Origin of the sequence: Demequina flava (genome assembly GCF_000975035.1) — a bacterium.
Taxonomy (GTDB): Bacteria; Actinomycetota; Actinomycetes; order Actinomycetales; family Demequinaceae; genus Demequina; species Demequina flava.
Window position 1 is genome coordinate 1,446,142 of record NZ_BBRA01000001.1, and the last position, 20,482, is coordinate 1,466,623.

Here is a 20,482-nt window from a genome sequence, read left to right on the forward strand (position 1 = left end):
ACTAGGCTGGCCGCATGAGCGACAACGCGAAGATCCAGGACATCATCCGCGACGCAGCAACCGCCCCCGATCCCATGGAGGCGCCTGCTTACCGATGGGGGATCCTCGGGGCTGGCGGCATTGCCCGCAAGCTCACGGATGCGGTCACCGATCACACGCAGTCCGAGGTGCTCGCCGTCGCGTCGGCCTCTAGCGCCGCCAACGCGCAGGCCTTCGCTCAGGAGAAGGGCATCGAGCGCGCGTACGGCTCCTACGCGGAACTCGTCGCGGACCCCGACATCGGCATCGTCTACGTCGCCACCACTCACTCGAACCACCACGAGCCCGCGCTCCTCGCGATCAACGCAGGCAAGCACGTGCTCGTCGAGAAGTCGTTCACGCAGAACCTCGCTCAGGCCAAGCAGGTCGTCGAGGCGGCTCGCGCTAAGGGCGTCTTCGTCATGGAGGCGATGTGGACCCCGCACCTGCCCCACATGCACGTCATTCGTGACCTCATCAAGCGCGGTGTGATTGGCGACGTCGTCTCGCTTGAGGCAGACCACGGCCAGAAGCTCACGCACGTTGAGCGCATGGTCCGCCCGGAACTCGCCGGCGGTGCACTTCTTGACCTCGGCGTCTACCCGGTCTCCTTCGCGCACGACATCTTGGGCGTGCCGGACCGCGTCACGGCCCGCGGACGTCTGCGTGACACCGGCGTTGACGGCCAGGTCGGCATGATCTTCGACTACCCGAACGCGCAGGCAGTCCTGGCGACAAGCATGGAAGCCAAGAGCGGCAACGTTGCGCAGATCGCCGGCACCGAGGGCTGCATCACGATCGACGGCGTCTTCTACAGCCCCACGACCTACCGCGTGACTCTCATGGACGGCACCGTGATCGAGCTCGACGGAACTGTCGACAACGGCTTCCAGTACGAGGCCGCCGAGGTCGCTCGCTGTGTCGCGGCAGGCCTCACCGAGTCGCCGCTGCACACGCTTGACCAGAGCCTCGAGATCATGACGATCCTCGACGAGATCCGCGCGCAGATTGGCCTGGTCTACCCGAACGAGAAGTAGTCAGTCGCCAGCGATCACGTTGGAGGTCAGCTCCGCGATGACGTGGTGTCCCTCCGCATTGGGGTGGAAGCCGTCGCTCGCGAGCAGGTCGGGGCGGTCTTGGAGAGGATCGCCGATGTCGACGAACACCGCGTCGATTTCCTCGGCCGCCGTCGCGACGGCAGCGTTGATGTCATCAAGGGCCGATGCCGTGGCTGCGTTGGGAGCGTTCCCCGCCACCGCGTAGATGGTTGCCTCGGGGTAGGTGTCGCGTACTGACAGGTACGTGGCGCGCACTGCGGCCTGAACTTCCTCCCCGGACGACTCAACATCGTTAAGGCCGCCGGACAACACGATGATGTCGGGCTCAGCCTCGATGTGGACCGGCAACTGCTCGCGGAACGTCGTGAGGCAGACGCTGCCTTGGCGCGTATAACCGGCGCCCGCGCACCCAGCGTTGATCTCTTCCCAGCCCAAAGTCTCGGCGAGGACTGTTGGCCAACGCTCGCCAGCATCGGCCGGTCCAAGGGCGTAGCCCTCCGTGAACGAGTCCCCGACGAACACGGCCGTGGGAGCTTCGGGGGGCGCGGCGCATGAGCACAGCAACGACGCGGCCAGTGCCGCTGTTGCTACGACCCGCGCGCGTATCGCCATCGCCCAACTCCCTCGGTGCCTATTGTGCTCCTGCCCATAGCGATTACGGAAGAGGCATGTGGGGTGTTGCACAGGTTGAACGGGCCGATGCTTGGGTTCCCTCGGTCACGAGGCGCCGTGGAGGGGCGCGTGGTGTCGGGGGTCGCGGGTAGGTTGGTCGCATGAGCGGGTTCTTCGTGGTGTTTGAAGGTGGCGATGGCGTGGGAAAGTCCACGCAGATTGACCGGTTGGCGGAAGCTCTTCGGGGCGAGCGCGAGGTGGTGGTGACCCGCGAACCCGGCGGCACCGACCTAGGTCAGCAACTTCGGCAGGCGATCATGCACGGTGGGCACGTCGCACCGCGTGCGGAGGCGCTGCTGTACGCGGCTGACCGCGCCCACCACATCGCAACCAAGGTGCGCCCTGCGCTGGACCGCGGTGCCGTCGTGGTGCAGGACCGCTATCTGGACTCGTCGATCGTCTATCAAGGCGGTGCGCGGGGGCTCGGTGAAGAGGTCGAGCGCATCTCGACGTGGGCGACCGAGGGACTGGTGCCACACCTGACCGTCTTGCTCGACATGGAGCCAGGGGAGGGCCGGCTGGACCGCGAGCTCGACCGCGTGGAGCGGGAGACAGGGGAGTACAAGGCGCTCATTCGCCAGGCGTTCTTGGACCTTGCGCGTCGCGATGCAGATCGCTACGTGGTCGTCGACGCCGCCCAGTCCATCGACGAGGTCGCTGAGGCGGTGCGCGTCGCCGTCGACGAGGCTCTTACCAAGGCCGGTCTGCCTGGGTTGCCCGCGGGGCCACGTGGACTTGAACCGTGGGGCACCCCGTGACCGTGTGGGATGACCTTGTAGGCCAAGAGGACGCGATTGCGCCGTTGAGGTCTGCGGTCGAACGGCCTGAGGCCATGACGCATGCGTGGCTCGTGACGGGGCCACCGGGGTCGGGGCGTTCCGTCGCGGGGCGGGCCTTCGCCGCCGCGCTGCAATGCTTGCAGGGCGGCTGTGGTGAGTGCCGCGCGTGCGTGACGGCGATGAGTGGAGCCCACGCGGATGTCACTGTCCTCGCCACCGAGAAGGTGACGATCGGTATCGACGAGGTCCGCGACCTCGTGGCCACGGCGCAGACATCGCCCAGTCAGGGGCGTTGGCGAGTGATGCTCGTCGAGGATGCAGACCGCATGACGGAGCGAACCTCGAACCTATTACTCAAGTCGATCGAGGAACCGCCCGCGCGGACGGTGTGGATTCTGTGCGCGCCGTCGGCCGAGGACGTCATGGTGACGATCCGCTCGCGCTCCCGGCATGTCAGCCTGCGTGTTCCAGACCCGGAAGTGGTGGCGCAACTGCTCGTCGATCGCGATGGAGTCGATCCGGAGCTGGCCCGCGAGTGTGCGTACGCGGCGCAAAGCCATATTGGCGTTGCGCGCCGCCTCGCGCGTGACGGCGATGCCCGTGCTCGTCGCGCCCAGGTGTTGGCGCTCGCGACCGAGATCCGCGGAGTAGGGGACGCCGTGCTGGCCGCCGCCGACCTCGTAAAGGTCGCTGAGGAGGATGCCGCCGCTGCGACCGAGGAGCGCAACGTCGAGGAGCGAAACGACTTACTCCGCACCTTGGGTGCAGATGACGGCGGGCGCCTGCCGCCCGCCCTGCGCTCGCAGGTTAAGCAGCTGGAAGAAGACCAGAAGCGCCGTGCCACGCGCCACAAGCGCGACGTCTTGGACCGCGCGATCGTGGACCTGCTGTCGCTGTACCGAGATGTTGCGTGCGTCCAGGTCGGCGCGGGCGTGCCTCTCGTGAACGCATCGCACCGGGCACACATCGCTGGGCTGGCCGAGCGCACCACGCTCGCTGACACCATGAGGTGCCTCGATGCGCTCGGAGTGACGCGAGAGCGGCTCGCGGGCAATGTCTCACCCGTTCTCGCGCTTGAGGCCATGGCGCTCGCGCTGCGGCCGCGAACCGCCGCGTAGGGTAGGAAACATGGTCACTCGCATGCGCTCTGCGCTCGCTGTCATCGCAGCATCGGCCCTGGTGGTGGCGGGGTGCACGCCCGACAAAGAGCAGGTCACGGTAGATGAGTCCTCCTCGGCTGCCCCTTCCGCAAGCGGCAGTGAGCCGACGGAAGCCACTGGCGACATCTACTCGCAGCAGGTCGCGTGGGGAGCGTGCGGGTCCCTCGAATGCGCCACGGTTCAGGTGCCGGTTGACTGGTCCGAGCCCGACGGCGACACCATGGACCTCGAGATCAACCGTTCCGTGGCTCGCGACGCGGGAGCGCGGATTGGCTCGCTGCTGATCAACCCTGGCGGCCCTGGTGGGTCCGGGCTCGACTTCACTGAGTACTTCGTGACCACCGCCGGCGAAGACCTCTTGGGCGCCTATGACGTGGTGGGCTTTGACCCGCGCGGTGTAGGGCAGTCCACTCCCGTGATGTGCGGCTCTGATGAGGTCATCGACGCGTATTACATCCCCGACTACCCGCTGACATCGCAAAGCGACCTCGACGACTGGGCCACCCGCACCGAGGCCTTCGCTGCCGAGTGCGCCGCCGACTCCGGTGCCGTGGTCGAGAACGTGGACACGGCATCGGCCGCCCGCGACATGGACCTGCTGCGGGAGATCCTTGGCGATGAAGAACTCCACTACCTGGGCTTTTCGTATGGCACCCAGCTGGGCGCGACCTACGCGGAACTGTTCCCCGACAACGTGGGCCGCCTCGTTCTCGACGGCGCCGTCGACTTCCTGCTCCCCGGTGAGGAGCAGTCGATCGGTCAGGCCGAGGGCTTTGAACAGGCGCTGACGAACTTCCTGGTGTGGTGTGACACCCGCGACGACTGCGCGCTTGAGGGCTCCGTCGAGGACAAGCGCCAGCACATCTCCGACCTCATGGCGCAGGCCCTCGAAGACCCGTTTGAGACCGGCGAGGCGTGGGAGCTCAACGGCAACCTCATGGTCTACGGCATTGTCGTGACGCTGTACGACGAGGCCTCTTGGGGTCTGCTCAACACCGCGCTGACGGAGCTCGTCCAGTCGGGGACCGGGTCTGTGATGTACACACTCGCGAACTTCTACCTGGACCGCGACGGCGCCACTGGCTCGTACACCGCGAATGCGACCTGGGCTTTCACCGCGATCGGTTGCCTCGATGCCGGTGAAGAAGAGCCGTGGTCGTACGAGGACGTCGAGGAGTTCCGCGCACTGATGGTGGATGCCTCGCCCACGTTCGGCTGGTGGTTCGCCGCAAGCGCCGGCTGTGAAGGGTGGCCGTGGGTCGCCGACGACGTCATCACCTCGCTGGACAACGCGGCCTCCGCGCCGCAGATGCTGGTCATCGGCACCACCAACGACCCCGCCACCCCATTGGTGTGGGCTGAGTCCCTCGCGGACCGCCTTGATGCCGAACTCCTCGTGTACGACGGCGAGGGGCACACCGCGTACGGGCGCTCCAACCAGTGCGTGATCGACAACGTCGATGGGTTCCTCGTGGATGGCGTGATGCCGGATTCGGGAACTGAGTGCTGACGCGCTAGTATGTCTACTCGCACCCCTCGGGGTGTAAGCCGCCTTAGCTCAGTCGGTAGAGCGATTCACTCGTAATGAATAGGTCAGGAGTTCGATTCTCCTAGGCGGCTCCATCAGGCCCGGTTCCCCCTGTGGGGGCCGGGCCTTTTCTCGTCCCTGGCCAAGTGGCATCCGGTGGCATCTCCACGCGGCGTCGCGGCGTCGTTACCTCGCGGCGTCCCGGCCCCGGTGCCTCGCTGCCTCGGTGAAGAAGCTGCGGCCACCCGAACCGGGTCTCGCCGTCGCCGCACGATTACGCAGACCTGATCCTGCTCACCGCAGAGTTTTCACGAGCCGCCATGGTGGGCTTCACCGCCATCCCCCCAGCGGAGGTGCGCTTTGGGCTCAGCGAAGCGGCCAGCGAAAGCGCCGGTCGCTAGCGGCTGACGCGCACCTGGCGGTCGCCGCAGGTCACCACGTCGCCGACCTGGAGCTGACGTCCGCGGCGCAGGTCGACCTCCCCGTTGACGCGCACGTCGCCCTCGCGGATGGCCTCCTTGGCCTCTCCGCCGGAGTCCACGAGCCCGGCGAGCTGAAGAAACTGCCCTAGGCGGATGCCGTCGTCGCCAATGGGTGCGTCCTGGATTGGGTCGGTAGGTGCCATAGGTGAATGCTAACGGGCCTGCGGCGAGTGCCGCGTGGGGTGCTGCACCCGCGCGAGGCCCGCGCCAGGCTGCCATCGCGTGCCGCCCACGCGGTAGCTACTCTGAACAAATGGGCATCGGATCTGGCATGACGCGCTCCGCGCACGCGGTCACACGCACGGCACGCACTCTCGCCGCGACTCGCCACCCCGCGGGCTACCACGGTGACTACCAGGGCAACGTGGGCTTCTTCGAGGGCTGGTACGTCAAGCTCGTGTCGGCCGACCGCGAGCACCGGATCGCCGTGATCCCCGGCATCTTCAAGGGCGGTGAGGGCCGCTCGGATGAAGCCTTTGTGCAAGTGCTCGACGGCGCCACGGGGGAGTCCTGGTACGAGAGGTATCCGGCCACCAACTTCAGCGCGGACACCCAGCGATTCAACGTCGCAGTGGCGGCTCAGCGCTTTAGCGACAGGGGGATCGCCGTCGACCTCCCCGGCTCGCGCCTCAAGGGCACAGTCCGCTTCACGACGCCGCTGGACCCGTGGCCGGTCACGCCAACGTCGCCGGGGATCATGGGCCCCTACGGCTGGGTGCCGGTGATGGAGTGCTATCACGGGCACCTATCCTTCGACCATGGGCTCGAGGGGACTTTGACGCTGGGTGATCGCGAGCTGAACTTCGATGGCGGGCGCGGGTATTTGGAGAAGGACTGGGGGCGCGCCTTTCCGTCCGCCTACGTGTGGATGCAGACCAACCACTTCGACACTCCAGGGGTGAGCCTCCTCGCCTCGATCGCCACCATTCCGTGGGGAAAGCGAAGCTTCCGCGGTTTCATCGTGGGCCTGCGCATCCCCGGCCGCAACGGCGGCGCGCTCCACCGTTTCGCGACTTACACGGGCGCCAGCACGGACCAACTTGAGATCGACGATGCCTACGTCACCTGGACACTGCGGTCCAAGACGGGGCGGCTCCTGAAGATCCGGGCGGAGCGTCGCGGCGGTGGCCTGCTGCACGCCCCGGTGCGGACGGAGATGCACCGCCGGGTCGAGGAGACGCTCGATGCCCGCATTCACGTCGAGCTGATCGCGCCCGATGGCCGGGTGCAGTTCGAAGGCACGGGCGAGGCGGCCGGGCTAGAGGTTCACGGTGACCTGGATGCGCTGATGGCCATGGCGGACCGCGTGTGAGGCCCGCCCCAGCGCGCGCACCCTGGCGAACAGGACGATGATGGAAAGAGGCGCCGCGCGCGGTGCCTCCGACGCGGATGGCGCGCCGGAACCTCAATGACGAGGAGGGCAATCATGCCCCGCTATGTATTCATCTATCACGCACCACCCATGCCCACAGATATGGCACCGCCGTCGGCCGAGGAAGGCAAAGCCATGATGGACGCCTGGTACGCCTGGGCGCAGAAGGTGGGCGACGACCTCGAGGACCTGGGCGTCCCGCTCGGCGGAGGCCAGCACGTCACTCCAGGCGGGGTGCAGGACTCCACCCGAGAGGTCGCTGGCTACTCGATTCTCAACGCGGACTCGATGGACGCGGCACTCGATCTCGCCAAGGTTCACCCGCACCTCAACATGCCCGGCGGATGCACTATCGAGGTGCACGAGGCGATGCCGCTGCCGGACGCCGCAACCTAAGCCACAACCTAAGGAGGGGCCCCATGGCCGATCTTGCACACAGCGCCGCCGTGACCGCGTTCTCCGTGGACTCGGCGCGCGACGCTGCCGCCTTCTACGCCAACACGCTGGGCCTCAACGCAGAACTCAACGAGCCGGACGGAGCCACGGGAGCGATGGTGACTGTCACCTTCTCCCACGGCGCGCAGGCACTGATTTACGAGAAGGAGGACCACGCACCGGCCAGCCACACGGTCCTGATGTTCCCGGTGGAGGACATTGGCGAGACCGTCGCCACCCTTCAGTCGCGTGGCGTTGTTCTCGAGCAGCTCGAGTGGACGGGCGAGGACGGGATCGCGCGTGACCCGGAGGGCGCGATGCCGAGCATGGCCTGGTTCAAGGACCCGGCCGGCAACTGGATTCACCTCATCGAGGGGCCGGTGGTGTGACGGTTTAGTCGTCCACCGCGTCCTTGAGTTCGTCCTTGTCCATCTGCGAGCGACCATCGACGCCCTTGCGCTTGGCCTCTTCGTAGAGCTGGTCCTTGGTGCGCCCCTGCGCGCCGCTGTGGGAGCGCTGGCCGCCACGTTCGCCGCTGGACATGTCCTCAGTGGACGTCTTCGAGGCTTCCTCAGCCTCGCCTGAGCGAGCGCGTTCCTTGTTGACCGTCCGGGCCGCAATTTCCTCAGCGGTGTCCTCGGACTCGCCGCGATCCAACGCGGACTCCTTAACGTGCTCGTACTGGCGCTCGCGCTTGTCTGACCATTCCTGGGGTGCCATGAGAAACCTCCCTGTAGCGGTTGTCACATGGGTCAACAGCCTCGCTGCCGCACATCTTCCCGGCCCTGGCCGCGACGGAGGGCCGATGCTGGGGAACAGTTGCGAACGGACCGCAGCAGTGGTTCCATAGAGATATATCGCTACGTATCGCTGACTATCGTTCGCGATGCAGATGAGGAGGTCATCATGACTACTGGACACCGTTCAAGCCGAGGCGTGAACCCCGCCGATGCCATGTGGGAAGCGATGCAGCAGGTGCGCGCTGGATTCGAGAAGAAGGTCGCGCCCCGCATGGGACGCGGCGACGTGCGCGCGGCCGTGCTTGCTCTTCTGAGCGAGGACCCCATGCACGGCTACCAGATCATGCGTGAGATCGAGGAGCGCACCGACGGACGGTGGAAGCCCTCCGCCGGCTCTGTCTACCCCACGCTCCAGCAGCTTGCGGATGAGGGCCTCGTGACCACCGAGACCGTCAAGGACCGCAAGGTCTACACCCTCACCGAGGAGGCGACCGCTCAAGCGGAAGCCGCCGCAGCATCGGCCCCCTGGGCGGCCGAGGACGAGCCCGAGGCGGGCCAATGGTCCAATCTCTCCAAGGCTGGCTTTGATCTCGCACAGGCGGCCGGTCAGGTCGCGACCAGCGGCACCAAGGAACAGCAGCGCCGTACGACTGAGGTCTTGGAGCAGGCACGACGTACCATTTACTCAATCCTCGCTGAGGACTGACGGACACTCGTCGGTCCCGGTGGGGCCGAGGAGAGTTGATGTCTGACACCACTCAAGGGCGCGCCCGCTACCGCCGCATCACGCGGTTTTTCGCGCGCCACTTGCTGTCCATCTGGTGGTACGACGTGGCGTTGCCGATTATCGGCCTTGGCCGGATCGGCGACCGCAGTCGTAGCGCCCGCATGGAGCGCTTCGCGGGTCAGTTCCGCGATCTTGCCGTGGAGCTCGGCGGGCTGATGATCAAGCTGGGGCAGTTCATGTCCACGCGCTTGGACGTGTTGCCGCCGCAGATCACCCAGCAATTGCAGGGGCTTCAGGACGAGGTTCCCGCCGTCGAGTTCGAGCAGATGCGGACGCTTGCTGAGACCGAACTCGGGATCTCCGTTGAGTCCGCCTTCGCGGACTTCGACACCGACCCCGTCGCAGCCGCCTCGCTAGGGCAGGCCTACAAGGTTCGCCTGAGCAGCGCCGATGCCGCCGAACTCGGCTTCGACAAGGCCATCGTCAAGATCCAGCGCCCGGGCATCGGCGCGGTCGTGGACGTGGACGTGTCGGCAATGCGCCGGGTCGCGGGGTGGCTCAGCCGCTTGCGTGTCGTGAACCGTCGCGTTGACATGCCCTCCCTCGTCGATGAGTTCGCCCGCATCAGCCGCCAAGAGATCGACTACCTGCACGAGGCTGCTGCAGCGGAGCGGTTCGCGGAACTGTTCGCCGACAATGCCCGAGTGCGCGTCCCGCAGGTGGTGTGGGAGCGCACCACGCGCCAGGTACTCACGCTCGAGGACGTCTCGGGCATGAAGGTCACCGACCGCGTGGCGTTGCGCAAGGCGGGTATCGACCCCGCCGAGGCCGCCAGCGCGTTCGCGTCGATCATGTTCGACCAGTTCTTCGAGTTCGGCTACTTCCATGCCGACCCCCACCCAGGTAACCTCTTTGTCTCGCCCGGGCCAGCATCGGCCCCCGAATCTTGGACTATCGCATTCATCGATTTCGGGATGATGGGTTCGGTGCCGGAGCATCTGCGCAAGGCGATTCGGGCGCTCTTCATGGCCTCGGCCGCCCGCGACGGGCAGGCGATGGTTGGGGCGATGGACGAGGCCGGCGTCATCCTCGAGGGCGCCGACACCTATGAGCTCGAGCGCGCCATGACGAAGGTCTTCGCGCGTTTTGGCGGCATGGCCGTTACGGAATTGCGCGATGCTGACCCCGAGATGTTGCAGGAATTCGCGATGGAGTTCGCCGACCTTCTCGTCGAGCTGCCGTTCCAGATGCCTGAGGACTTCCTCATGCTCATCCGGTCGATCTCGCTGACCTCCGGCGTCTGTACCGGTCTAGACCCCGCCTTCAATGTGTGGGACTCGGTAGAGCCGTACGCCGCGAAGATGCTGCGCGAGGAAAGCACCCACCTGGCAGGCGACCTCGCAAAAGACGCCGTCGACATGGTCGGAATCGCGTGGCGCCTCCCGCGCCGGCTGGACGGCGCACTCCAGCGGGTCGAAGAGGGGCGCATCGGAGTCGTGGCGCCCAAGATCGAGTCGGCGATGGTGAGGCTCGAACGCACAGGACGGCGCCTGATCTCGGCGATGATCTTTGGCGCGCTGCTGGTCTCGGGCGCGCTCGTGCACGGCATCACCGAGTGGCTCGGCTACGTGCTGATGATCGCCTCGATGGTGCCGCTTGGTCACGTCGTGTTTGGCCGGCGCCGGTCCCGCTGATCCAAGTCGGGCCGATGCTCGGGTTGCTAGGGCGTCAGCGTGTACTTGGTCTCGAGGTACTCGTGGATACCTTCGGCGCCGCCTTCGCGGCCTAGGCCCGACATCTTCCAGCCTCCGAAAGGCGCGGCTGCGTTCGAGACGACGCCCACGTTGAGGCCCATCATTCCGGTCGCGAGCTGGTCGATCATGCGCTGGCCGCGCGCGAGCGACTCGGTGAAGACGTAGGAGACCAGCCCGTACTCGGTGTCGTTAGCGAGACGCACGGCTTCCTCTTCCGTGTCGAACGTGGCGATAGCCAGGACTGGCCCAAAGATCTCTTCGTGGAGGATGTCCGACCCAGCCTGGACATCGGCCAGGACCGTTGGCTCGTAGAAGGTGCCGTCGCCGGCCACGACGTTCCCGCCGGTGAGAACCCGGGCACCCCGCTGGACGGCATCGGTGACCAGAGCAGCGGCCTTATCCACCGCAGCCTCGTTGATGAGAGGCCCGATGTCGACGCCATCCTCGGTGCCGCGCCCGATCCGCATGCCCTTCACCTTGTCCGTCACGCGCGCGCCAAACTCTTCTGCCACCGAGGCGTGCACGATGAAGCGGTTGGCGGCCGTGCACGCCTGCCCGATGTTGCGGAACTTCGCTGCCATTGCGCCCTCGACCGCCGCGTCGAGGTTGGCGTCGTCGAACACCACGAAGGGCGCGTTTCCACCGAGCTCCATCGAGGTGCGCAGGATGCCCGGAGCCGCCTGCTCCAGCAGGGATGCGCCGACCTTGGTCGACCCTGTGAAAGACAGTTTGCGCAACCGGGGATCGCGGATGATGGGCTCCGAAACCTGCGAGGAATGCGCGGTCGTCACGACGTTGACGACGCCATCGGGAAGCCCTGCTTGGCGAAGGAGCTCGACGAACCTCAAGGTGGTGAGCGGAGTGAGCGAAGCGGGCTTGATGACGACGGTGCAGCCCGCGGCCAGGGCAGGGGCAATCTTGCGCGTGGCCATCGCGAGCGGGAAGTTCCAGGGCGTGACGAAGTAGCACGGCCCCACGGGATGCTGGGTGACGATCATGCGGCCGGTGCCCTCGGGGGTCGCCCCGTAGCGCCCGGCCGTGCGGACGGCCTCTTCGGAGAACCACCGCAAGAACTCTGCGCCATACGTGACCTCGCCGCGTGACTGCTCGAGTGGCTTGCCCATCTCCAGAGTCATGAGCAACGCGAGATCGTCTGCGTGCTCCGTCACGAGGTCGAATGCGCGGTGCAGAACCTCGCTGCGCTCGCGGGCGGGCGTCGCGGACCAGTCGGGGAAAGCATCCACGGTCGCGTCCAGCGCTGCTGTGCCGTCGTCGACCGTGGCCGATGCGATGGTGGCGAGCGTCTTGCCCGTCGACGGGTCCTGGACGTCAAGCGTTCCGCCATCCGATGCGGCACGCCACTGGCCGCCGATGAAGAGCTCTGTGGGAACGTCCGTCAGGACTGCCTGTTCACGGTCGGTTGTCATTGCGCCTCCTCGTCGTCGAAGCGACCTGCGTCGCTAGAGTGCGGTCGACTACGTAACAACATCGAGCATCGGCTCATGCCCGAGGCCTCCTGGCCCTGACCAGACCGCCCAGGCGGCACCCGGGCGAGTGTCAGTTCCGAGGAGCCTCGACACTCGTCACCTCAACGGGCGTGTGCTCGATCGTGATGGCGACTGTGGTCGGCAGCACGTCCGCAAAGTCCTTCTGAAGCAGAACCGCGGACGGAGGTTGCCCTGGGCCCGCGAGAGCGACTGTAACCCCGTCGGAGTCCACTCGGATGTCCTGGATCTCAAGCGCGCTGTCCTCCCCGAGCCAGCCTTCCACGACCTCGCGAGCCTGATTCTGGACTGCCGCGGTCGCGAGGAGTCCCTGCGACGTGAACATCAACGGCACCAGCACTAGCGCGGCAAGCGCGACAAAGGGGATGACCGTTGTCAGGATGCCTGATGCGCGCGACTGGAGGACGGCCGGGCGCGCGAATCCGGTGAGGACAAACACCGCGCATGCCGACAGCACGATTGCCACGAAGTTGGTCAAAAACAGCAGCATCGCTCCTGCGGCATCTTCGAACCTGCCCGCACCGAGCGTGACACCCACGACCGACAGGGGAGGAACTAGAGCGACGGCGATAGCGACGCCAGCGATCGAGGCGGATACGCGCTTATCGACCGTGGCGAATGCTCCCGCCGCTCCGGCCGCGATAGCGATGAGCATGTCGACCATGCTTGGGTCGACGCGGGAGACGATTTGAGAGTTGGTATCAAACGCGACGGCGACGGGTGCCCATGCCGCGAGGCCATAGGACAGCGTGATCGACGCGAGGACCCCCAGCGTGACGAGAATCAGCGAGTCAATTGCGCGGCGCCGCCAGCCGTTGATGATCGCGCCAGCGAGGCCCAATATTGGTACCATGAGGGGCGCGACCAGCATGGCGCCGATCACGACCGCGGTTGAGTCGGCGAGGACCGCAAAAGTCGCAATCGCCACCGACAGCACGAGCATGACCCACCACGCAGTGCGCTTCGCGAGGCGGGCGGGTGACTCGTAGTAGAGGCCCTGAGCCAGTTCCTCGCGGCGCTCGCGGCCGATGTCTGAGTTCTTGATCGAGTCCCACAAAATTTCGGGGAGAGTGTTCGTGTACGGGTCAGCCTGGGTGGGGATGGCGCCCTCGGTGCGCCGCAGGCCCCACGTCACGAGGACAAGTCCCAGCACGATCGCCAAGACCGCCAGCCCTGAGATGACCGATGAACTAACGGTCCCAGGGGCGGCGAAAGCGATCGCACCGAAGGCCGTTGCCGTAATCGCGCCGGTGACTCGAAGGAGTCGGTGGGTCACGTTGCGCCGGACCGCGGAGGCGACGCCGTAGAACGCCCCGCGGAACATGACATACATTCCGGCGATCGCGACGAGGAGTTCAAGGCCAATCTCAGCGCCCTGCGCGGTGACAATCGCAAGGTAGAGAGTGAACGCGCAAAACGCCAAGGAGACGATTCCGCGGATGAAGGCCCACACGCGGTTGTTGCGCTTCCGCAACCGGTGTTTACCGGTGAAGACGGACATCAGGTCCAGGATTCCCGAGGCCGCGATCGACGCTCCGAGTGCGAGGGCTACGACCGCGGTGGCTAAGCCAGGAAGGAGCAGTACGGCAGTGCCGCCGAGAGCTGCGATGAGCCCCTTGAGCGACGCCGGATTGGAGATAGCTGCCACTCCGTTGCGCACGCGCATTTCGAGGCGGTCTGCGTCGTGCGCGCTATCTGGCGACATCGTGTTCTCCCTGGTGAGGTGCGCCTATATTACGGCCGTGCGTCGATGCCCGCGCGCGCTCGCGCGCGAGAAAGGCCCTCGATAGACTTCGAGGAGATGTTTCGCGAGGGGTGGGGTGGTCCTGTGAGTGCCTGGATTGGGCCGATGCGCGGGCTGGCAATCGCTGGCCTCGCAGCATTGGTGCTGGCCGGCTGCAGTGGTGACCCTGAGCCCGAGGTCTCGGACACCGCGCAGCCCCAACCGCAGCCGTCCATCTCTGCAACAGGTCCTACCGGATCGCCTGAGGTCGAAATTCCGCAGGTGGTCCAGCAATCGACCATCGCGACTGCTGTTGACGGTGCCATCACGGTTTACGACGGAGTCGACGGTGGCGTGCAGCAGGAGATCAATGCTGACGACGTGCTGTCCGTGCCGGACTCGACTCCACTCACTTTCCTCGTGAAGTCCGTCGAGGACGGGTGGCTCGAGGTGTACCTGCCGATTCGGCCCAATGAGTCGACGGGCTGGATCCCGGCTGACTCCGTCACGCTGACCTCTACGGACTACCGCGTGGAGATTGGCCTCGATGACTTCACGCTGACCGTGTACGAAGGCAACGATGCAGTGGTGTCGACGCCGATCGGTGTCGGCACGGACGAGCGGCCCACACCCGGCGGCGTGTACTACATTCGCGAGTTGCTCCAACCGCCCACAGACGACGGTCCCTACGGCCCGTACGCCTACGGCCTGTCGGGATACTCGCCCGTGCTCGAGACGTTCAACGGTGGCGAGGCCATCATCGGCATGCACGGCACGAATGACCCTGACTCCATTGGCGAGTACGTGTCCTCCGGCTGCATCCGTATGGAGAACGACGTGATCACTGAGCTCGTCAACGACTACGGACTTCCCCTGGGAACGCCTGTCTATATTTCTGAGGACGCCGCTCCCGTCACAAGCGCCTGATCGTCGCGCTCGCAAAGTCGGTTCCTCGCTCATTTCGCTTCCTGACGAAGCCAACGTGCCCGTGGCTCCCCGTTGCGGCGTCCGGTGTGCCCTGTGAGCATCGGCTTCGCGCGGGTAGAGGGGCTCTCCTAGCTCGCTTAGGCAGCCGACTCCATGTCTATCCGCCGTGGCGCAGAGTTGTCGTGCAGCCGCTATGGAACTGAACTGCCAGGGGATGCTCGGGCAAGCGGACAAAGAGCGACGCCCGCCCCGCGAAACTGAGATTCGCAGGACGGGCGCCCTTGGAGCGGCTGAGGGGGAATCAGCCGGTGTAGGTGATCACCGTGGCAGCGACCGCAGTCGCGGCGGGTGCCTCGGCGCTCACGTTCTGTGCCGGAGCCGATACGCAGGTCGGCGTCGGCGGCGGGTAGTTGACTGTCAACGAGGTGGACGGGTTGACGTCGAGGCGAACCTCGATGCCGAAGCGCGTCCAACCGAAGTTGTCCAGTCCGATCTCGATCCACTCACCCGAGGCATCTTGTGCCCAACCGGGCCACCCGGTGGGAACAAAGGTGTCAGGGTTCGTCGGGTCGATGTCAGCCTCGGTGTAGCCCTCGGCGGGTTCAACTGAGGCTCCAGGCCACATGACGTATCCGCTACCGATCGGCACCTCCACAACGACGTTCTGGCTCGCATCCGTGGGGTGAACGAACGTGATGGTTGCCATACCGTCGTCGGTCGAGACCTCGTCGGGATCCTTGAGTTCAACGTCGTAGGTCAGCCACGGCGAATCCGCGACACAGACGCTGCTGAGGAACGAACCCTCAAGCGTCGGGTTCTCCGGGGGGTTGCCGGCGCAATCCGGAGTAGCTGGCGGGTAGTTGAGTGTGACGATCAACTCTGGGTTGACCTCGATGCGGACGTCGACACCATTGCGGGTCCAACCGAAGTTGTCCTGCGGGCTAGCGTCTTCGAACCAGTTGCCATCAAGATCCTGGTGCCATCCGGGCCAGCCGGTGGGTACGAACGTGCTGGCGTCGTAAGGATCGACTGCTCCGCCACCAACTGCCTCGACGCTCGCACCGGGCCACAAGGTCCGACCCGCGAGCGTGCCTTCCGCGGTCAGCATCAGTGAGTCGTCCGTGAGCACGTAGTCCTCGCCGTCGGGGTTGATGAACGTGATAGTCACTGTGCCGTCGCCCTCGTACTGGTTGTCGGGGTCGTACAGTTCGACCTCGTAGTCCAACCACGGCGAGTCTGCGAGGCATACCGACGTGAAGAGCGAACCATCGAGTGCCGGTTCCTGAGCCTCGCGGCAGCCACCTTGGACCTCAGCTTCGGGGTTCCACATCTGGTGGATCTCTTCATTGAGTTCGGAAGCCATGATGACCATGGATCCGTACTCGCCGGTCTCGGGGTCCCCTTCAAGTAGGACGCAGATCTCTACTGGCGTGCACTCCGCGCCACCGTTCCACAGGATTGCGTCCTCTGGAGCGATGCCGTAGAGCGTGGTCTGAACCGGCACGCCCCTCTCCTCGTCCCACTCACAGATGTCGTAAGTAGGCGGATTCGGGCAGTCGGGCTGCTCGGATGGGTAGACGTCAGCCTCGAACTCGGCTTCCGGGTTGACCTTGACGTGCACGTTCATGCCGTCGCGAGTCCACCCGAAGTTGTCGTCACCCACATTGACGTAGGTGCCAGTTGCCTCGTCAAAGGCCCATCCAGGCCATCCCTGAGGATCAACCGAAGCTCCCGGCCACAACACTTCGCCGGTCCAGGTGTGCGTCATGGTCGACTCGTCATACGAGTAGGTGATTCCGTCCTGGGTGGCCTTCGCCAGCGGGATGGTGTCCATGATGTGCGAGTACGGAGCTTCCGTTCCAGTGTCATCCGAGAGGGTCATCACTGCGCCCTCTTCGAGGTTGACCTCCTCGAACTTGTCCTCCACAACGATCGTGAAGTCCATGTACGGAATCCCGTCAATGCAGATGCCACTCAAAATGTCGGGGTTGAGTGTCGCGCACTCTTCCTCGGGCCGCTCGATGGTGAACGTCGCACCATAGGTCAGTTGGTTTACGGCGCTTACGGTTTCGAATCCGTACTCTCCGTGTGTCAGCCCGCTCACCCCGAAGTCGTGCTGGCCCGCGCCCTCAATGATCTCCTGGAGGATTGGCATAGATCCCTCAGCGGCTGGGGTGCCGTCGACGTTGAGGTAAACCTTCTCTCCCTCGACCATGCGGAAGAGGCGAATCTGCACGTTTCCGTTGCCGGTCGCAACGCGGTACGCCGCGTCGATTGCACCGCCCTCGGGGTTCTCACAGGTCACGTGCACGAGGTCGACATCGATGATTTCGTCGACGGGGTCACATCCCGTGCCGTAGATGGCCTGGTTGAGTGGCGTCCAGTTCACGCCCGGGTGGTCAACTGCGACTCCATAGTGCTCCGATGTAATTGGGGGCACGATGACGTTGGTGTCCTCTAGCGACAGCAGCCAGGGGAAGCCGAACACAGAGTCGCCGCTGTCGAAGGCTGCCACAGGCAGGCCGAACAGGGTCTTGTAGAAGGACCAGCCGTTCTCGCCTCCCCAGTACGCCTTCCACGGGATGGTCAACTCTGTCCATCCGTCGCCGTGATGCGTAGGTACGCAGACGTCGACCCGTCCTGTGGGCTTGAAGCAGTCCTCAGGGTCGCCCGTCCAGGCCTTGTAGTGCACGAACTTTGCCTTCTCCCACGGGTAGAGCTCGAGCGCAACCCACTCGTTTGCATCGCCCTCAAGCACGATCGGGCAATACTCGTCGGGGCCAGCGCACTTGTTCCGGAGGAAGTCCACGAATGTGCCTTCGCCGCTCCATGTTGCTGCGATGGTTTCGAAGGTGACCGGCGGGTCTTCGTGGGTCAGGATGTCGAATCCTGCGTGCAGATAGCCCGCCAGCTCCTCTGGGTTTGTGGTGTAGGACTCGGTGCCATCGGCGGTCTTGGTGTAAGTCCACTCGATGGTGCCGGGCACGTATCCGGATGCTGCGTCATCGTGGGGCACGCAGACCGGGACGTTTCCGCTGTTGGTGCAGTCCTCTCCGTTCTGCTTGATGACGAGGTGAGTGACGTAGATGCTTCGGTCCTCAGCGCGACCATTGTCCAGACCTAGGCCGTTGGCGATGACACTTGTCAATGTGGAGTAGTCGTCGTCACTGAGAATCTCGTACTTATCGAGTTGGAAGGCCGTCATTTCGCCACATAGTGGTGTGGGTGCGCAGTCTTCTAGAGCCTTGAGCGCGTTGAAGCTGTCGCCCCAGCCGATGAACTGTTGCTTGGGATCGAAGTTTGCTTCTTGCACACGCAACCTCTCCCCCTCGGGTCCGGTGACGGCCAGGAGGTCGACTCCGCCGGTGATTTCCCAGCACACGTAGATTTCGAAGTCGCAGTACCCGTTCTTGTTGGGCTCGTGCGCGTTCGGGTAGTTGTCAGCACGTTCTTGTTCGCTGACCGTGATCACCATCCACGGGTTGGTCGGAACACCTGGTGTCCCAACGACCCTGGCGGAGACCTCAGTGTTGTTGTCGTCGTCGTAGTCGACGGGAACACAGATTTCAACGTCGGTTTGGCACAGGTTCGCGAGGTACGCCTCGAATGTGCCTTCGCCGTTCCATGTTGCTGCGATGGTTTCGAAGGTGACGGGAGGTTCTTCGTGGGTCAGGACATCGAAACCTGCGTGGAGGTAGCCCTCCAGTTCCTCTGGGTCGGTGGTGTAGGACTCGGTGCCGTCGGCAGTCTTTGTGTAGGTCCATTCGATGCTTCCGGGCACGTATCCGGAAGCGGCGTCGTCGTGGGGCACGCAGACCGGGACGGTTCCACTGTTAGTGCAGTCCTCGCCGTCTTGCCTAATGATGAGGTGGTCGTCGCCGTAGATGGTGTGGTCGCCGTACTTATTGCCATCCATGCCTAGGCCGTTGTCGATGAGCTCGAGCAGCGTCGCGTACTCGGAGTCACTGACGATCTTGTAGAGGTCAAGTTGGAAGGCTGTCATGTCGCCACACACGGGTGTGGGTGCGCAGTCTTCGAGTGCCTTGAGGGCGTCGAAGCTGTTTCCCCAGCCGATGAACTGTTGGGCGTCGGGCGTGAAGTTGGCCTTGAAGACCGAGTTCCTCTCGCCTTCGGGGCCGGTGAGAGCCAAGAGGTCGACTCCACCGGTGATCTCCCAGCACACGTAGATTTCGAAGTCGCAGTACCCGTTCTTGTTGGGCTCCTGCGCGTTCGGGTAGTCGTCAGCACGCTCTTGCTCGCTGACCGTCTTCACCATCCACGGGTTGGTCGGAACACTTGGTGTCTCAGCGAACTTGGCGGCGAGTTCGGTGTTGTCGTTGCCGTTGTAGTCGACGGGAACACAGATCTCAACGTCGGTTTGGCACAGGTTCTCGAGGTATGCCTCGAATGTGCCTTCGCCGTTCCATGTTGCTGCGATGGTTGCGTGAGTGTCGGGCTCGTCTCCGTGGGTCAGGATGTCGAATCCTGCGTGGAGGTAGCCCTCCAGTTCCGCGGGGTCAGTGGTGTAGGACTCGTTGCCTTCGGCGTCCTGTGTATAAGTCCAGTCGATGCTTCCGGGCACGTACCCCGAAGCTGCGTAATCGTGGGGTACGCAGACCGGGACGGATCCGCTGTTAGTGCAGTCTTGACCGGCCTGCTTCACGAACATGTGGCTCTTGTAGATCCGGGAGTCCTCGGGGCTACCGTTGTCGTTAAGGCCGAGAGTTCCAGAGGTGAGCAGCTCGTCGAGTAGTTCGTGATCGCTCTTGCTTTCGATGGAGTAGAGGTCCAACTGGTAGCGGACGTCGTCACCGCATCGGGGCGTGTCGAAGAAGCAGTCGGTCAGGCTGTAGAAGGTGACCGTTCCGTCGGGGTTTTGGTACTTGTACTGCACGAGGAGTTGTTCTTCATCGAACAGCTCGTACGGGTCACCTGTGATTTCCCAGCACACGAAGATCTCGTAGTCACACCATCCACGGTGGTCAGGAGTGGGGGCATTGGGGTAGTCATCGGCACGTTCTTGCTCGGTGACTTCGATGATCTTCCACGGGTTTACTGCAGTGGTCGAGGATTCCGCCGCGAATGAGGCTTGCGCAAGCGCAGGTGCGTCGTTGCCGTTGTCCTGCTGGTGATCCAACGGCACACAGATCTCCGTCAGTCCGGCACAGTTGTTGCTGTAAAAGGCTGGATCCCAGTCGTCGTGGGCGTCATAGGAGTGGTGCTCGATTCCGTTGTGATCGTTGACGACGAACGCCGGGTGCAGAACATCGGCGAGGACCGATGGGTCGGTGGTGTGGGACTCCACACCTTCTGCAGTCAGGGTGTAGTTCCAGTTCAGAGCGCCTTGGGCGTAGCCGGATGCGGTTGAGCTATCGGGAACGCAGACCTCGAGTTGACCAGTGTTGGTGCAGTCCTCTCCATTGGAGGTGCTGAAGAAGTAGTGCTTGTTGTTATAGATGTGGTGGGGGCTTTGATCTCCGGGCTTCCCGTTGTGCCAGCCCAGACCGTTTTCCATGAGGCCGATCAGGTGATCTAGCTCATCCTTGGATTCGAGTAGGTAGCGGTCGAGTTGGTACCAGGTGCCTGGACCACACATCTGCTC

16 protein-coding genes and 1 tRNA gene are annotated in these 20,482 nt (G+C 64.5%); 11 read left to right on the top strand and 6 right to left on the bottom strand.

Translation table 11 applies throughout. The annotated features are described in order from the left end of the window. The first annotated feature begins 14 nt into the window (after positions 1 to 14). A complete protein-coding gene (locus AOP74_RS06795; RefSeq protein ID WP_061961547.1) occupies positions 15 to 1,055 on the top strand; it encodes a Gfo/Idh/MocA family protein in 1,041 nt (346 codons plus the stop codon). On the opposite strand, the gene AOP74_RS06800 is transcribed toward AOP74_RS06795, so the two are convergent. Further along, positions 1,056 to 1,688: an SGNH/GDSL hydrolase family protein gene (locus AOP74_RS06800; protein WP_061961548.1), complete on the bottom strand. Its 633-nt coding sequence runs from the start codon at positions 1,686 to 1,688 to the stop codon at positions 1,056 to 1,058. It lies immediately after the preceding gene. 161 nt (positions 1,689 to 1,849) lie between these two features. Between AOP74_RS06800 and tmk the strand changes: the two genes are divergently transcribed. From tmk to AOP74_RS06820, 4 genes are all read left to right on the top strand, one after another. After that, positions 1,850 to 2,506: a dTMP kinase gene (gene tmk / locus AOP74_RS06805; RefSeq protein WP_061961549.1), complete on the top strand. Its 657-nt coding sequence runs from the start codon at positions 1,850 to 1,852 to the stop codon at positions 2,504 to 2,506. Further along, entirely contained in the window at positions 2,503 to 3,645 is a 1,143-nt protein-coding gene (locus tag AOP74_RS06810; protein ID WP_061961938.1) for a DNA polymerase III subunit delta', read from the top strand. Before tmk ends, AOP74_RS06810 begins: the two co-directional genes overlap by 4 nt. Before the next feature lie 10 nt (positions 3,646 to 3,655). After that, entirely contained in the window at positions 3,656 to 5,197 is a 1,542-nt protein-coding gene (locus AOP74_RS06815; RefSeq protein ID WP_061961550.1) for an alpha/beta hydrolase, read from the top strand. A 37-nt stretch (positions 5,198 to 5,234) separates the two neighbouring features. After that, positions 5,235 to 5,310 (top strand) — tRNA-Thr (locus tag AOP74_RS06820). A 302-nt stretch (positions 5,311 to 5,612) separates the two neighbouring features. On the opposite strand, the gene AOP74_RS06825 is transcribed toward AOP74_RS06820, so the two are convergent. After that, the gene (locus AOP74_RS06825; protein ID WP_061961551.1) at positions 5,613 to 5,840 is read right to left on the bottom strand and encodes an RNA-binding S4 domain-containing protein; all 228 of its coding nucleotides are present in this window, start codon (positions 5,838 to 5,840) and stop codon (positions 5,613 to 5,615) included. Between the two features lie 110 nt (positions 5,841 to 5,950). Between AOP74_RS06825 and AOP74_RS06830 the strand changes: the two genes are divergently transcribed. The 3 genes from AOP74_RS06830 to AOP74_RS06840 all read left to right on the top strand — a co-directional run bounded on the left by AOP74_RS06830 (position 5,951) and on the right by AOP74_RS06840 (position 7,893). Further along, positions 5,951 to 7,009, top strand: a complete 1,059-nt coding sequence (locus AOP74_RS06830) for a tocopherol cyclase family protein (RefSeq protein WP_152649209.1) — start codon at positions 5,951 to 5,953, stop codon at positions 7,007 to 7,009. Positions 7,010 to 7,123: 114 nt separating this feature from the next. After that, positions 7,124 to 7,465, top strand: a complete 342-nt coding sequence (locus AOP74_RS06835) for a YciI family protein (protein WP_061961552.1) — start codon at positions 7,124 to 7,126, stop codon at positions 7,463 to 7,465. A gap of 23 nt (positions 7,466 to 7,488) precedes the next feature. After that, complete coding sequence (locus tag AOP74_RS06840; RefSeq protein ID WP_061961553.1) at positions 7,489 to 7,893, top strand: VOC family protein; 405 nt, start codon at positions 7,489 to 7,491, stop codon at positions 7,891 to 7,893. A gap of 4 nt (positions 7,894 to 7,897) precedes the next feature. Here the strand turns inward: AOP74_RS06840 and AOP74_RS06845 are convergent, their stop codons facing one another. Beyond that, entirely contained in the window at positions 7,898 to 8,224 is a 327-nt protein-coding gene (locus AOP74_RS06845) for a hypothetical protein (RefSeq protein ID WP_061961554.1), read from the bottom strand. Between the two features lie 186 nt (positions 8,225 to 8,410). Here AOP74_RS06845 and AOP74_RS06850 point away from each other — a divergent pair, with 186 nt between their 5' ends. Together AOP74_RS06850 and AOP74_RS06855 are read left to right on the top strand one after the other, a co-directional pair. Further along, complete coding sequence (locus tag AOP74_RS06850; protein ID WP_061961555.1) at positions 8,411 to 8,950, top strand: PadR family transcriptional regulator; 540 nt, start codon at positions 8,411 to 8,413, stop codon at positions 8,948 to 8,950. Between the two features lie 38 nt (positions 8,951 to 8,988). Beyond that, positions 8,989 to 10,665, top strand: a complete 1,677-nt coding sequence (locus AOP74_RS06855) for an ABC1 kinase family protein (RefSeq protein WP_061961556.1) — start codon at positions 8,989 to 8,991, stop codon at positions 10,663 to 10,665. 26 nt (positions 10,666 to 10,691) lie between these two features. On the opposite strand, the gene AOP74_RS06860 is transcribed toward AOP74_RS06855, so the two are convergent. Beyond that, positions 10,692 to 12,152 carry an NAD-dependent succinate-semialdehyde dehydrogenase gene (locus AOP74_RS06860; RefSeq protein WP_061961557.1) on the bottom strand — a complete coding sequence of 487 codons (1,461 nt, stop codon included), beginning with the start codon at positions 12,150 to 12,152 and terminating at the stop codon, positions 10,692 to 10,694. A gap of 130 nt (positions 12,153 to 12,282) precedes the next feature. Continuing rightward, a complete protein-coding gene (locus AOP74_RS06865) occupies positions 12,283 to 13,935 on the bottom strand; it encodes a DUF389 domain-containing protein (RefSeq protein ID WP_061961558.1) in 1,653 nt (550 codons plus the stop codon). Positions 13,936 to 14,058: 123 nt separating this feature from the next. Between AOP74_RS06865 and AOP74_RS06870 the strand changes: the two genes are divergently transcribed. Beyond that, positions 14,059 to 14,880: a L,D-transpeptidase gene (locus tag AOP74_RS06870; protein ID WP_201774300.1), complete on the top strand. Its 822-nt coding sequence runs from the start codon at positions 14,059 to 14,061 to the stop codon at positions 14,878 to 14,880. A 301-nt stretch (positions 14,881 to 15,181) separates the two neighbouring features. On the opposite strand, the gene AOP74_RS06875 is transcribed toward AOP74_RS06870, so the two are convergent. Then, positions 15,182 to 20,482: hypothetical protein (locus AOP74_RS06875; RefSeq protein ID WP_160297467.1), on the bottom strand; the 5,301-nt coding region annotated here is incomplete at its 5' end.